Genomic DNA, 14,722 nt, shown 5'->3' on the forward strand with positions numbered 1-14,722 from the left:
CTATTGCTGCTGCTGACTTTGAGCGCGCCGGTGCTGGTGAGTTTGGGGCTGCCTTGGACGAGTTTGCCCGCGATCGGCATTTTAGCCGGCGGCTTCTACGGTTCGGCGGTGGGAGTGACTGTGGTGGGGCTGCTGTCGGCGCTGCTACCGATCGGCTTGGATGTAGAGTTGATTCATTTGGTGGCCAGCGCGGCGGGGGGATTGCTGGGCGCTTTTATGGCCGGACAGTTGCGATCGCGCGAGGAGTTGGCTCTTTTGGGCGTCGGTGTCGGCTTGACTCAGGGTGCCGTGTATCTGGTGGGGACTCTGATTGCCAGCGCGGCTGCTGGTGCGATTTGGTACGTGGTTCTGGGTACGGTGGGCGCCCAAAGTTTGGCCGGTTTGGCTTGGAGCATTGTGGCGATCGGCATCAGCCCTTATTTGGAACACGTTTTTGACTTGATTACCCCGATCCGGCTGGCGGAACTTGCAAATCCCAACCGCCCGCTGTTGAAGAGGTTGGCGGCCGAAGCTCCGGGGACTTTTCAACACACGCTGTTTGTGGCTAGTTTGGCGGAGGCTGCTGCCAGAGAACTCGGCTGCAATGTTGAGCTGGTCAGGACTGGCACACTGTACCACGATATTGGAAAAATGCACGACCCGCTCGGATTTTGCGAAAATCAAATGAGCGGTGGCAACAAACACGACGAAATTAATGACCCTTGGGTGAGTGCCGAGATTATTAAAAAGCACGTTACCGAGGGGTTGGTGATGGCGCGCAAGCATCGATTGCCGAAGGCGATTCAGGCGTTTATTCCCGAGCACCAAGGTACAATGTTAATTGCTTATTTCTACCACCAAGCGCAGCAAATTGCAGCCAAAGAACCGCAAGATTTAAAGATTGCTTTGGCAAAGGCGGATAATTCAAAGTTAGCAATCGAAAGTCGGGAAGTGAGGGAGAAGGATTTTCGCTACGCAGGGCCGATTCCGCAGTCGCGGGAAACTGGGATTTTGATGCTGGCGGATTCTTGCGAGGCCGCGCTGCGATCGCTCAAAGATGCCACTCATGAGGAAGCTTTGAATATGGTTAACAAGATTTTGCGAGCTCGCTGGCAGGATAATCAGTTGCTGGATTCGGGTTTGAATCGGGAGGATATGTCTTTAATTGCGGAGATTTTTGTGCGGGTTTGGGAACAGTTCAATCACAAACGGATTGCTTATCCCAGTGCAGTTTTTACTCAGAGGTAGAGTTCGGGTTGGGATTTTTGAGTTCAGGACTTGTATCAAATCCGGTAAAAGAATCTATATCATGTTTGTAGTGAGGACTTCAGTCCTTTGATTTGATGCGGACTGAAGTCCTCACTACGAACCTATTTTATGTTAAATCATCCCCAATCCCTAAATCTAAAATCTAAAATGGTTTAAGATGTACCGCGCAGCGCACCGTGAACTTGAGGATTACCGCTGACAATCACCACAGTTTGCTTGATTCCGTTAATCAGCCAATGTCCGTCTGTTGTTTGAATCAAAGAGTGAAAATAGTTGCCTGCTGTATCCAGCCGATTTTGTCCTGCTTCGCGATTGGGGTCAAGTCGATAAATTTGGTATGCAGACTGACATTTGGCTGTATTGTGGTGAATAGTTACCTTCGTTTCTATCTGTCGCCCTCGCCCAAGTCTTCCGTACAGCTCTATCCGGGCGCTGCAAAGACCGCCCAGAACTCGCAGAAACTGCCATTCCTCTGACAGTTAATCTGTCGGTTTTGCCCTGTCGCGGTGGCGAAAAGTTTCTGCGGCAAATGTTTGAGCCGCTGGGCTATCAAGTGACAGCAAAACCGCTGATTCTTGACGAACAATTTCCCGAGTGGGGCGCGAGTCCTTACTTTGCTGTGGAACTGCAAAATACAGTGCGGTTGGCGGATTTGTTGAGCCATCTTTATGTACTAATTCCTGTCTTAGATGACGACAAACATTACTGGGTTGGCGATGAAGAAATCGAGAAGTTATTGCATCACGGCGAAGGTTGGTTGAAGGCGCATCCCGCCCGCGAACAAATTGCCGATCGCTATTTGAAACGCCAGCGCCGCTTGACGCGCATTGCTGTGGCACAATTAGTAGAAGAAGATAATACAGATCCCGAAAAAGTCGAAGTTTCTCGTGCTTTAGAAGAGAAAGTTTTAGAACAGCGAATTAGCCTCAACGAACAGCGTTTAGAAGCTGTGATGACTGTTTTAAAAGCCAGCGGAGCTCAGCGAGTGGTAGATTTGGGCTGCGGTGAGGGAAAACTGCTGCGATTGCTTTTAGCCGAAAGTGCGATCGCCCAAATTACCGGAGTTGATGTGTCTTTTCGGGCTTTGGAAATCGCCAAAGAACGATTGCAGGTCGATCGCTTTTCTCTCGCACAACAATCTCGCTTACAATTGATCCAAAGTTCCCTAATTTATCGGGACAGCCGCTTGACGGATTTTGACGCAGCAACGGTGATTGAGGTGATCGAACATCTCGATTTAGAACGGTTGGCTGCTTTTGAACGGGTTTTGTTTGAGTTTGTGCGGCCGAAATTTGCGATCGTCACAACTCCAAATATTGAATATAACGTTAAGTTTGAAAACTTGCCGGCGGGTAAATTTCGCCACCGCGATCACCGTTTTGAGTGGACTAGAAATGAGTTTCAGACTTGGGCGCATGGGGTTGCTAAACGGTTTGGTTTTGGGGTGGAGTTTCGATCCGTTGGAACCGAAGATTTAGAAGTAGGTTCGCCTACGCAAATGGCAATATTCACCCAATGCAAATAATACAGACAGTCTGTTTGTGCTTACAATATAGTTAAACTTGGAAAAAAGCAGGCTTCAGCTATGAGCAAATCTATTCAAACCCAGATAGTGAAAATTGACAATTCTCAGGGCATTCGCATTCCCAGATCGTTGTTAGAGCAAATTGGTATTAGCGAAGCAGTAGAAATCGAAGTTCAGGGCGATCGGATCGTCATTCGTGCAGCTATAAAACCGCGTGCCGGGTGGGAGGAAGCGTTCGCAAAAATGGCAGATCAACATGATGATGTCCTGCTTGATGATGTCACCGCTACGGAGTGGGAGGAGCTTGAGTGGCAATGGTAATCAAACGTTTTGATGTTTTTGTAGTTAACCTTGACAACCGGGCAACGAGTAATATCAATTCAGCTCTTAATTAGAATTATTTATCTCTATTCTCTCTCTGTGTTCTCTGCGCTCTCTGCGGTTAAATAATCTTGACGCAACCAAAAACGAGATAAATCACAATTATTAAACAATGAAAATTACAATTCCCGAACTATCTTTAGTCCTGCTCATCGGTGCATCCGGTTCCGGCAAATCCACCTTTGCGCGCCAGCATTTCCAACCGACAGAAATCATTTCATCGGATTACTGCCGCGGCCTGGTTTCCGACGACGAAAACAATCAATCCGCCACCGCTGATGCTTTTGAAGTGCTGCATTTAATTGCTGCTAAACGTCTGGCTGCGGGTAAATTAACTGTGATTGATGCTACGAATGTGCAGCCGGAAAGTCGCAAACCGCTGTTAGAATTAGCCCGAAAATATCATTGCTTTTTAGTAGCAATTGTGCTAGATTTACCCGAAAAATTGTGTGCCGATCGCAATCAACAACGTCCAAACCGCAATTTTGGCAGTCATGTAATTCGCCGCCACGTTCAAAATTTAAGACGATCGCTCCGAAATCTCGATCGCGAAGGCTTCCGCTACGTTTACATCCTCCGTTCCCCAGAAGACTTCGCAGCAGCCCAAATCGAGAGACAACCGCTGTGGAACAACCGCAAAAGCGAGTCCGGCCCGTTTGACATGATCGGCGACATTCACGGATGCTGCGGCGAATTGTCACAATTGCTGCAACAGTTGGGCTATCAAATTGTGGAAAAAACCAGCGATTCAGCTTTTTGGGATTATCCCACCTACGCCCATCCAGAAGGCCGTAAAGCGGTGTTTTTGGGCGATTTGGTCGATCGAGGCCCGCGCATTCTTGACACCCTCAAACTCGTCCGCAACATGGTAGCAGCATCAACCGCTTTGTGCGTCCCCGGAAATCACGACATTAAATTGCTAAAAAAACTCAACGGCAAAAATGTAAAAATTAATCACGGACTCGAACAAACCTTAGCATAAATAGCAGCTTTGTCCGACGAATCCCGCGAATTTGCTGCCACAGAAATCCGCACATTTATAGACAGTTTAATCGGTTATTACATCCTCGACGGCGGCAAATTAGTCGTCGCCCACGCCGGGATGAAAGCAGAATTTCAGGGACGCGCCTCGGGCCGCATTCGAGACTTTGCACTCTACGGTGAAACTACAGGCGAAATCGATGAATTTGGCTTACCAGTCCGCTACAATTGGGCCGCCGAATATCGAGGTCAAGCTGCTGTTGTTTACGGACACACCCCGGTTCCAGAAACAGAATGGTTGAACAATACTGTTGATATTGACACAGGCTGCATTTTCGGTGGTAAGCTAACAGCTTTGCGGTATCCTGAAAGAGAATTTGTCAGCGTTCCTGCTGCGATGATTTACTGCGAACCAGCCAAACCGATCGCCTTTCCATCCATTGCAACTCCAGATAACAGTTTTCCCGCCACAAATCTCACCGCCCAACAGCAGTTTGATGACGTGCTGGACATTTCCGACCTGCTCGGAAAACGCATGATTTCAACTCGGCTGCAACGCAACATAGCGATTAGAGAAGAAAATGCGATCGCAGCCCTAGAAGTAATGAGCAGATTTGCCGCCAATCCCAAATGGCTGATTTACTTACCGCCCACCATGTCTCCCGCTGCTACCTCAAAAGAACCCGGACTTTTAGAACATCCAGCCGAAGCCTTTAACTACTACCAACAGCAGGGCGTATCAACAGTTGTCTGCGAAGAAAAGCACATGGGTTCCCGTGCAGTTGTAATTGTTTGCCGCGATGAATCGGCGGCCAAACGGCGCTTTGGGATTGTTAACAACAGCATTGGCATTTGCTACACCCGTACTGGTCGCCATTTCTTCAATAATTCTACCTTAGAAATAGAGTTTTTAACGCGGGTAAATCGCGCTCTTTCTGCCAGCAATTTTTGGGATAAGTTTAAAACTGATTGGGTGTGTTTGGACTGCGAATTAATGCCTTGGTCTGCCAAAGCTCAAGGTTTATTGCAAGAACAATATGCTGCCGTGGGAACCGCATCCCGTCACGGGTTTGCAGAGGCGATTCAGAACCTAGAACAGGCAAAACAGCGGGGAGTTGAGGTTGATTCTGTGTTGGCTAGCTACCGGGAACGAGCCGATTTAGCCGATCGCTACGTCAATGCCTACCAGCGCTACTGCTGGCCAGTGAAATCCATATCCGACCTCAAGTTAGCGCCTTTCCACATCTTGGCAACCGAGGGAAAAGTTCACACTGACAAAAATCACTGCTGGCACATGGAACAGATAGCACAAATCTGCGAATTTGACCCAGAATTTCTGTTAGCTACGGCATACAAAGTAGTTAAAATTGCAGATATTGAAAGCCAATCTGCCGGGATTGAATGGTGGGAAAACATGACTGATGCGGGGGGCGAAGGAATGGTTGTTAAGCCGATGGAATTTACCGTAAAAAATAGTAAAGGACTGGTACAGCCTGCCGTCAAATGTCGCGGAAAAGAGTATTTGCGGATTATTTACGGTTTGGAATATTCACTTCCGGAACATTTAGACAAATTGCGATCGCGCGGACTTTCCGGCAAACGTTCTTTAGCTTTGCGAGAGTTTGCTCTCGGTGTAGAATCATTGGAGAGATTTGTGGCGGGCGCTCCTTTGAGACAAGTTCACGAATGCGTTTTCGGAGTTTTAGCAATGGAGAGCGAACCAGTCGATCCGAGGCTGTAAGAATATCATGTCCGGTCGATCGACGGCAATAAGTAAGGTTTGTAGTCAGGACTTTAGTCCTCTGAATATGCGGACTGAAGTCCGCACTACAAACACTTTTTATTAGAGGTAATTAACCGAAAATGATCTAAGTTAGTATCTATCGTAGTTCCTACGGGTATCTCATTCATTTCCTACTACTAATCGCTCAACTTCCGATGTAGATAAATTCATCATTTGTGCAACTTGCTCGAAATTCATTCCCGATTTTAACAGTTGAGAAACGAGCGATCGCAAGGCTGATTCTGCTGCTATTCTTGCTTGTTCTTCCGCCAGCCGTGCTTGTTCGGATTGTTGAAAAGCCGATTCTGCCGCCAGCCGTTCTTGTTCTGATTGCTGGTAAGTCTTCAGAAACTCTCCTGTTTGAGGATTTCTAAACCTTAATTCTCCCGCAACTAAGTGCAATTCCAGCCCTAATACTTCGCTGTACAGCCACAGCGTATCGAAGGCGATATTATTGACGGGAATCGGCTCGTACTGGTTGTTTACTAAACGCACTCCTTGCAATATCGGATTCAAATAATCCCCAGACGGATCGTACTGGAAGTATTCTCTGACTCCCAAACTTCGATAAGTTTCTGGTTTAGTTTCTTGGTCTACATCTTGAGTTGTTTCTGAGGTTATTTCTAAGACAAACTGCGGTGCTATCCCTGCTTCTTTCCAGATTTTATAGTTATCTCTCTGGCGTTTTCTGACTCCAAATACTACATAAATGTCGGGAGCAACTACTGCTGATTTGTTTCCTTCTTCGTAATACACGAAAGAATTTGCTGACACGTAGACATCCGAGATCCCTTGAAAGTGCAGCTTCAGAGCTTCCACGCCGTAAGTCATGTAATCGCGCGTGATGTCACTTTCCGCCATCGGCTCTCCGTCGCTGCTGGGATATTCTATTTCTTCTTCGATTTGTTGAGTGAAAACTGTCACGGTTTAAGTCTCCTCAATTCTCTCTGATTTTATTTTAGCACTTTCATATTCATAAATCTATCCCTACTAATCGCTGCACTTCTTCTACTGATAAATTCATCATTTGTGCAACTTGCTCTAAATCCATTCCCGAATTTAACAGTTGAGAAACGAGCGCTCGCAAGGCTTGTTCCGCCGCTATTCTTGCTTGTTGTTCCACCAGCCGTGCTTGTTGTTCCGCCAGCCGTTCTTGTTCTGATTGCTGGTAAGTCTTCAGAAACTCTCCTGTTTGAGGATTTCTAAACCTTAATTCTCCCGCAACTAAGTGCAATTCCAGCCCTAATACTTCGCTGTACAGCCACAGCGTATCGAAGGAGACATTATTGACTGGAATCGGCTCGTACTGGTTGTTTACTAAACGCACTCCTTGCAATATCGGATTCAAATAATCCCCCGACGGATCGTACTGGAAGTATTCCCTGACTCCCAAACTTCGATAAGTTTCTGGTTTAATTTCTTGGTCTACATCTTGAGTTGTTTCTGAGGTTATTTCTAAGACAAACTGCGGTGCTATCCCTGCTTCTTTCCAGATTTTATAGTTATCTCTTTGGCGTTTTCGGACTCCAAATACTACATAAATGTCGGGAGCAACTACTGCTGATTTGTTTCCTTCTTCGTAATACACGAAAGAATTTGCTGACACGTAGACATCCGAGATCCCTTGAAAGTGTTGCTTCAGAGCTTCCACGCCGTAAGTCATGTAATCGCGCGTGATGTCACTTTCCGCCATCGGCTCTCCGTCGCTGCTGGGATATTCTATTTCTTCTTCGATTTGTTGAGTGAAAACTGTCACGGTTTAAGTCTCCTCAATTCTCTCTGATTTTATTTTAGCAGGTTAGAGAAACTAATTATAATAAAAAGGCGTTTGTACTTGAAAAAGGTTTTTTCATGCCGCTCTTATAAGGAATGAGAATTAAATAACTTACCATTTTTATTATTCTTGTGGGATGGGCTCTATAGCCCATCCCACGTATCCGCTCAATAATCCGGGGTAAATTGCTCAACGATGCACCTCAAATGACGCAAAATCGTTCCTGAGTGGGTAGTCCGCCCCGAGTTATTGAGCGGATACCATCCCACAATTATGTGTAAATTATTTAATTCGCTATCATAAGCTGCTATCGATTTTTGAATCGGTCAATCAATGCTGCTACTGGCATCTAAAAGCTGGCAATCTGCTATAAGCTGTCTGAGTATCTCTAAGGTGCAATCGGCTTCGTATTTAAAATTAAACGCCATTATCAATAAGAAGTCCATCGTAAAAAATAGGATGATTGGTAGGATGATTAGCAAGCTCATTTCTTCGACAAAGAAAATTGTAAAAAACCCGATCAGGAGCGCCAAACTCAGTAATACTTGGACAATAATCAGGGTGGAAAAACGCAGCGTCACTCGCAGCACGGAACCGCCGGGAATGTCTTGAATTTCGCCTTGGGTCACTAAACAGCATCTCCGCTTTCCCGAAGGTCCGATCGCGCGCAGGGAATAGCCATCAAGATAAATTTTGTATCGGTAAGGAAGTTGCCCTCCTAGCAGTGTAGGCGTTACTCCAATTACATTGGCTGGAATAATGGTCGCGAGTCGTTGGCGGATTGGTTCTTTGGTTAGCGGTAGATGGATGGTTGCTTCTCGGTAAGGGATCGCCCACAACATAGGTCTGAAAAATGAGTTCATCTTTGAATATCTCCTTCAGAGGGGATTTGAAGTGGGGACTACGGCATTTTTCATGGTTCCGATCGCCTAAAAATCAGGAGTTCGGTGGCGTTTTTAAATTTTATGGGCGATCGTCTAGAAGTGCAGTAAAAGTGTAGCAATGCGCTAGGAACTCACAATCAAAAAAAAGGCGTTTGTACTTGACAAACGCCATTTTATAGAGTTACAAACGCGGCGTCTTATCTTGTTTAAAAGCCGCTAACCAATCGCGAATTTGCTCGGACGCAATCTCGCGTCCGCCCAAACCAAAAGCTAGAGCAATCCCAACTGCGATCGCCCCCAGGAGCAGCCCGAAAGCCAAATTCACAATATCGCTGCCAATGCCCATTTGTTGCAGCGCCAAGGCCGAAACAAAAGCAATAATCGCGATGCGAGCCGTTTGACCCAACAGCCGCGCTTGGCGAGTTCCAGAGCTAGCAATCAAGCTAAACGCCAGGTTAGCCAAATACAAGCCGATCGCAAATACCACCAAACCAGACAGCACCCTGCCTGCAACCAGCACAATACCGCTGACAATCGCCGTCAGCGCCGGAATCCGCAGCACGTCGGTAGCGGCAACCACAGCAAACAGCATGATGCCTACCTGCACCACAATGCCCACAAATTGCGAAGGCGTGCGCGCCGGAACTTCCGGTTCTTGAAGAATAGTCGCTTCAGGATCGATCGAACTTGACGGTAGCCGCAGCGGCTGTTTCGGCTGCACTCCCAACCAAGAAAAGACATTGTTAAAGCCAATTCCGGTGAGGATATTAGTCACCAAATCGCCTACCCAGCGCCCCAAAATGTAAGCAACCCCCAGAATTAGGGCTGCTGTGAAAATGTTCGGAAGCGCGCCCAAAATGTCATTGAGCATCGCGATTGCCGGCAGCGAAATCGCTTGGATGTCCAAAGCGTTCAAAGCTGCGATGGCTGTGGGAATCAAAATCAACACATAGACAATTGTGCCGATAATCCACGACAGCGATTGTCCGCCCGAACTCCGAGAAATGCCAAAGCGAGCGCCCAAACTGTCCGCGCCAGCAGCAGCCAGCAAATTCGTAACAATCCGCTGCACCACTTGAGCCAGCAGCCAGCCCACAAACCCGATCAGCAAAGCTTCCAGAATTTTCGGAATTGCTGCCAAAATTTGGTTCAGCAAATTATTAACTGGTAACAAAGCCTGCTGCAAATCCAGCGATTCGAGAACCAACGGCAAAAACAGCAGAAAAATGAACCAGTACAGCGCATTCGCCAGAGTATCGCTCAGCAGCAAGGGATTCTCCCTCGGTGCAGTACCCACTTGCTGGTTCAAGCGATCGTCCACGCCAAAAGTCCGCATCGCCCGCGATAGAGCCAATTTGGCAACTGTCGCCAACACCCAAGCAATCCCCAGAAAAATTAGGGCTTTGGCTAACTTCGGCAAAGCACCAGCAATTTGATTGAGAAAAGTATTCAGCGGTTGCGAGACAGCTGTTAGATTCAGCCGGTTGAAAAAGGCAACTAGGAAAAAGATAAAAATGATCCAGAATACCGCTGCTGAAATCCATTTTTCCACTTGCGGAGAGCCTTCTCCTTCCGGGCGGCCGGTAATCCAACCAGCCAGTCGGTTGTCGATTGTAGTCTTCTTGAGCAATCCCCCGACTAAAGAGGACACGAGGGCCGATACGATCAAGCCAATTAGCAGGATACCGACTGCCCAGATCAGATTTTCAATGTTTGAACTCCCAACAAAATTGTTAATTCCGCGTTCGGCTTCTGCCAGCGGATTCGGGGCGGGTTGGGCCTGTGCCAAAAGGCCATCGGACAACACCGCTATTGGCCCCGACATCTGTTGAGTTATTTCTTGCCAAGTTTCATTCATTTTTTTCTCAGGTTAACGTCAGATTTGACAAGCAAGATAAGAAACTGTAAGAATACGCTTCTAGCTTGCAGGTTTCCATGTCAATTCGTCAAGTTTTCGAGCAATCAATTGAAATTGGCGCTGCTGCCACCTTGGTCGAGCGCTGTATAGTCGATCGCACTTTGATGCACAAATGGCTCAATCCCCTGTTGCGCTGCGAGCCCGACGGCGAGTGGGATACTGCTGTGGGAAGTCGCAGCTTGTTTATCATAAAAATTCCGGTTTTGCAACCCACTTTAAACAGCGTGGTGTTAGAGCGACAACCCGGTTTAATTGTTTGGGGGTTCGACGGATTTTTCACAGGATGCGATCGCTGGGAATGCCAGCCCCACATCCAAGGAACTCTTTTGATTAACCGCTTTGAATTCCAAATCCCCAATCCTTTAATTAGATTTGGTTTCAATCGCTTTGCAGCCCCTTGGACAAAAAAAGACATGAAAGGGCAACTCCGCCGTCTCAAACGAGTAGCCGAGCAATTATCTCAAGGAATTGGCAATGGGTAATCGGTAATACCGATTCCGGTTGCACTCATACATAATGTTGACTGTTAACTGTTGACCGTTAACTGTTAATTTACTATCCCGATCAAGAGAGGATTTGATATAACAGGAATGGGGAATCGGTAATAGATGAAACCTCAAAGCTAATAGAAAAACAGCACCTATTCGCATTAGTAACTCTCAATTCCCGATTCCCCGATTCCCAGAAACTTCAGTTATATCGTTTCCGGTTGCATCGGAATAATAAAATCGAGTTAACAGTTAACTGTTAACTGTTAACAATCCCTGACGGTGCAACCGGAATTAATATTATTTACTTCGCACTTCCCGATGAATTGGGCTGACAAATCATTTGTCTTGCTTGACCTGCACTATTTTGCAAAGTGGGAGAATTCTTATACATAGCCTGCATATCTTGCAAATCTTTGATGACTCGCTGATAGATTGCCACCGCTTGATTTCCATTCACTTCTAAAGCGGCAGGCCCGTAATTTTGAATCACTTCGATCAGCGATATTTTACCATCTTTAGAAGCTGTGACTAAAGCATCACGCAGTGCAGGCGCGCTTTGCAGCCGAGTTGTCGGCGTATAAGCAACCTCGCCCAATTCTTTGAAAACAATTTCCCCAAAATAAGTATTTGCCAAGCGCATTACTAATTGGGAATCTAAAGCCACTTCTCGCGTTAATATTTCGCGCACCGACTCGGGACTTTGTTTCGCCAAACTCAGAACGCTTTGCAGTTGAGGTGATGCTTTGCCGGTTTGTGCAAAGTTTTGCAAGTCGCTCATCGGTAAAGTTACGTCAACTGCACCGTATTTTACGGTAACATTGTCTAGTGCAAAGGCTTTGGCGCTGCTCAGAAATACTGCACTTGTCGAGAGTAAAAGTGTCAAACCTAATGATAAAGATTTTGACATTCTTTTGGTAAAATGGGCTGACTGCGGTTGCATTCCGTTCAGATAACCTTGTTGAAACTTAAAGTTCATGGGTTTGTGCCTCTTTACGTCAAAATACTGTTTCGATCGATCGTCTCTGCGGGTATCAGTCGGGAAGGTGGACGCAGGAGTTCCGTAAATGACATAATATTTTACAGTCAGGTTTACCAAATTTAACCTGTCAAAAGATAGGTGTCAATCGATAGGTTATATGTTAAGGTTATTTTCGCGATAAATTGCTATAGCTTTGCAAAACTTAATAAAAGCGATATTTGGCTGTCGAGCAGGAGTTTATTGATAGTTGTTATGTAGTGTGATGTTGTGCGATCCAAGAGTTCCAAGCTTGACTAACGATCGCCAATTTAAGTTCGCATATCGTCTAGCCGATCGAGCAATTGGCGAATTGCCACAGCATCCTCAGCAGTCGGAGCATTTTTCAGGTATAGTTCCAAATCGTGCCGCGCCTCAGCAAAGCGCCCCACTTGATAGTAAAGAATGCCACGATCGCGCCTTTCCCCCAGCGCATCGGGAAACAGCAGCAACAGCCGTTCGATCGCCCCTAACACCCTCAAAGCATCGCGCTGCTGCAAATAAATCGCCTTCAAATTTCCCAGCATTCGCCCCAACAACTGCCGGCGACTTACCGGTGCCAGAAAAGCCGGCTGCAACTCCATAGGTTGACCGTAAATTTGAGAAAGTCTCCCTTGACAATCTTGAGGAAATAATATTTCGCCGCCATTAAAAGCATCAACAAAAATACCAGCATCTGCAAAATCCGGCTTAATCAAAAAATGTCCCGGCATTCCAATTCCCACCATCGGAAAATCAATGCGCTTAGCAACCTCCAAATAAACCAAAGACAAAGAGATCGGAATCCCAGTGCGGCGATCGATCACTTGATTCAAAAAGCTATTGCGCGGGTCATAATAATCAGCATTATTGCCCGAAAATTCCAAATCCTCATACAAATAGCGGTTAATAGTTTGAATAATCCGCAGCGGATAATTCTGTGGCGGGAGGCGAAAACGCACTTCCTCCGCGATCGTATCGAGAGCATGGAGATATTCCTGGGGTTCTAAATTGGGGTATTCCTCCAAAGCCATGTACAGGGAAGCTTTCGCCAGGTCGATCGAGCCATCCGGCTGATTAATTTCTTGGTAAAAGAGTTGTCGGGCGATCGTCAAATCCATAATGATAATTTACTCAACTTTAATTAACATTTTATCCGCATATCCACTGACCCAAAAAACCCTCAACAAAACCTCTCTTATCCTCCTCTCTGCGTTCTCTGCGCCCTCTGCGGTAAAAAACCAGTTTTATACGTAACAACGCGCACCTTACATCCTAACAGTCAATCTTCAAATCCCGTGACTTTTACCAATCACCCAACTGCGGCGAAAAATCCGAGCCAGAGTCGATTCTTCCAAAGAAAAATAGATAGGTCTGCCATGAGGACAAGTGCGCGGATTGCGAGTTTGTTGCCATTCATTCAACAAATTTTGCATTTGGGAAACACTCAAAGAAGTGCCGTTGCGAATAGCGCTTCGACAAGCGGTAGCAACTTGAGCAGCTTGCAAATCCGCGACTTTACTCAGTTCAAAAAGCGCATCCGCACAGTCATCTCGCCCTGCCAACAATTCAGGCACTTCCCGCGCCGCCCACAACTGTTCGCCAAAAGTTTCTACTTCCAAACCCAAGCGCGATAAATTATCAATTTGCAGCGCCGACAATTGACTGAGAATCACAGGTTTTTCGAGATGTTTTAGCTGCCAAGCCGCACACAATTGTTCGTACAAAACGCGCTCGTGAGCGATGTGCTGTTCGATCAACCACATTCCGCTCGAATGTTCCGCCACAATGTAAGTATTGTGAATTTGAGCGATCGCCCTGAGTTCCATCAAACCTATATTATTACCTTTGGCCTCTTCGCCGCCGTCCTGATTCTGTCGAGCTAAAACCCTGACACTGTAAGCACTTTTTTGTTCCGATGCCTTCAGTAACTGTCCGACGCGATCGGGAATTGGCCCGGAAGGCAAAACTTCATCGTTCAGGTGCAAAGCCCGATCGATTGCCGAGCTAACTTGTGCTTGCCAAAAACTCGGATCGTGCAGATAAATTTCCACTTTAGCCGGGTGGCGGTTCCAGTCAATTTCTGACGGAGAAATTTGCAGGTGAACAAAACACAGGGGATAGCGATCGCGCGGACAAGTACGAGCAAAAGCGCTGAGAATAGTTTGCTCTAATTCGGGCGATCGCACAACCCGCCGATTCACCGCCACCTTCACCCAATCCGGCCGCCTGCGGTGACAGCGATCGGGCAAACCAATTACTAACTCCAAAGACTGCGAATTGGGAATTGGGAATTGGGAATTGGGAATTGGGAATTGGTAACTCGGCCGTGTTTTTGACAAAAACAATTGCGCGTGTGCGAAACAATCTGGCGATTTATTTCTTTCAGGAACTGAAGGCAAATTTACTTTTAAATACTGCAAATCGCTTGCTCGCACCCCGCGCACAAATTGAGGTAAAATTTGTTCCGCTGTACTGCTAGGAGTGACGTAGAAACAAGGCGTATTTCCTTGACGCAACTGCCAATTAACGTGCGGGTGACAAATAGAAATTTGCTGAATGATTGATTGGATCGATCGCATTTGCTGTGCCGCAGTCAAAAAAGTGCGGCGCACAGGCCAATTGCCAAACAAATCAGCCACAGTGACTACCGTACCAGGTGCGATCGCCGCTGCTTCCACCTCCACAGCAGCGCCCGCGTTGTTGTAAACCACCCGCCACCCCGATCGAGCATTTTCACTTC

General features: G+C 46.8%; 12 protein-coding genes and 1 pseudogene. 6 read left to right on the forward strand and 7 right to left on the reverse strand.

The window, feature by feature from the left end; genetic code table 11:
* The 5 genes and pseudogenes from IQ270_RS21285 to IQ270_RS21300 all read left to right on the forward strand — a co-directional run.
* On the forward strand, positions 1-1,227 hold a 1,227-nt coding region (locus tag IQ270_RS21285), incomplete at its 5' end, for an HD family phosphohydrolase (protein ID WP_193975208.1).
* 412 nt (positions 1,228-1,639) lie between these two features.
* Positions 1,640-2,773, forward strand: a pseudogene (locus IQ270_RS21290) (3' terminal RNA ribose 2'-O-methyltransferase Hen1); the annotation flags it as partial.
* Between the two features lie 60 nt (positions 2,774-2,833).
* Positions 2,834-3,094 (forward strand): AbrB/MazE/SpoVT family DNA-binding domain-containing protein, encoded by a 261-nt coding sequence (locus tag IQ270_RS21295; protein ID WP_193975209.1) that lies wholly within the window; start codon positions 2,834-2,836, stop codon positions 3,092-3,094.
* A gap of 172 nt (positions 3,095-3,266) precedes the next feature.
* Complete coding sequence (locus tag IQ270_RS31270; RefSeq protein WP_228056566.1) at positions 3,267-4,136, forward strand: AAA family ATPase; 870 nt, start codon at positions 3,267-3,269, stop codon at positions 4,134-4,136.
* A 9-nt stretch (positions 4,137-4,145) separates the two neighbouring features.
* Positions 4,146-5,876 carry a polynucleotide kinase-phosphatase gene (locus tag IQ270_RS21300; RefSeq protein ID WP_228056567.1) on the forward strand — a complete coding sequence of 577 codons (1,731 nt, stop codon included), beginning with the start codon at positions 4,146-4,148 and terminating at the stop codon, positions 5,874-5,876.
* Between the two features lie 162 nt (positions 5,877-6,038).
* On the opposite strand, the gene IQ270_RS21305 is transcribed toward IQ270_RS21300, so the two are convergent.
* The 4 genes from IQ270_RS21305 to IQ270_RS21320 form a co-directional block, all read right to left on the reverse strand.
* Positions 6,039-6,842 carry a Uma2 family endonuclease gene (locus IQ270_RS21305; RefSeq protein ID WP_193975210.1) on the reverse strand — a complete coding sequence of 268 codons (804 nt, stop codon included), beginning with the start codon at positions 6,840-6,842 and terminating at the stop codon, positions 6,039-6,041.
* A gap of 49 nt (positions 6,843-6,891) precedes the next feature.
* On the reverse strand, positions 6,892-7,674 hold the full coding sequence (locus IQ270_RS21310; protein ID WP_193975211.1) for a Uma2 family endonuclease: 783 nt from the start codon (positions 7,672-7,674) through the stop codon (positions 6,892-6,894).
* Positions 7,675-8,018: 344 nt separating this feature from the next.
* The gene (locus IQ270_RS21315) at positions 8,019-8,555 is read right to left on the reverse strand and encodes a hypothetical protein (RefSeq protein WP_193975212.1); all 537 of its coding nucleotides are present in this window, start codon (positions 8,553-8,555) and stop codon (positions 8,019-8,021) included.
* Positions 8,556-8,757: 202 nt separating this feature from the next.
* The gene (locus tag IQ270_RS21320; RefSeq protein ID WP_193975213.1) at positions 8,758-10,434 is read right to left on the reverse strand and encodes a mechanosensitive ion channel; all 1,677 of its coding nucleotides are present in this window, start codon (positions 10,432-10,434) and stop codon (positions 8,758-8,760) included.
* 77 nt (positions 10,435-10,511) lie between these two features.
* On the opposite strand from IQ270_RS21320, the gene IQ270_RS21325 reads away from it, so the two are divergent.
* Positions 10,512-10,976, forward strand: a complete 465-nt coding sequence (locus IQ270_RS21325) for an SRPBCC family protein (RefSeq protein WP_193975214.1) — start codon at positions 10,512-10,514, stop codon at positions 10,974-10,976.
* A 310-nt stretch (positions 10,977-11,286) separates the two neighbouring features.
* Here the strand turns inward: IQ270_RS21325 and IQ270_RS21330 are convergent, their stop codons facing one another.
* The 3 genes from IQ270_RS21330 to mutL all read right to left on the reverse strand — a co-directional run.
* A complete protein-coding gene (locus IQ270_RS21330; RefSeq protein ID WP_228056568.1) occupies positions 11,287-12,081 on the reverse strand; it encodes an alpha/beta hydrolase in 795 nt (264 codons plus the stop codon).
* Between the two features lie 191 nt (positions 12,082-12,272).
* Complete coding sequence (locus IQ270_RS21335) at positions 12,273-13,100, reverse strand: SirB1 family protein (RefSeq protein WP_193975215.1); 828 nt, start codon at positions 13,098-13,100, stop codon at positions 12,273-12,275.
* A gap of 168 nt (positions 13,101-13,268) precedes the next feature.
* Positions 13,269-14,722: DNA mismatch repair endonuclease MutL (gene mutL / locus IQ270_RS21340; RefSeq protein WP_193975216.1), on the reverse strand; the 1,454-nt coding region annotated here is incomplete at its 5' end.

The sequence above is a fragment of the Microcoleus sp. LEGE 07076 genome (assembly GCF_015207455.1).
In the GTDB taxonomy this organism is placed as follows: Bacteria; Cyanobacteriota; Cyanobacteriia; order Cyanobacteriales; family Microcoleaceae; genus Microcoleus.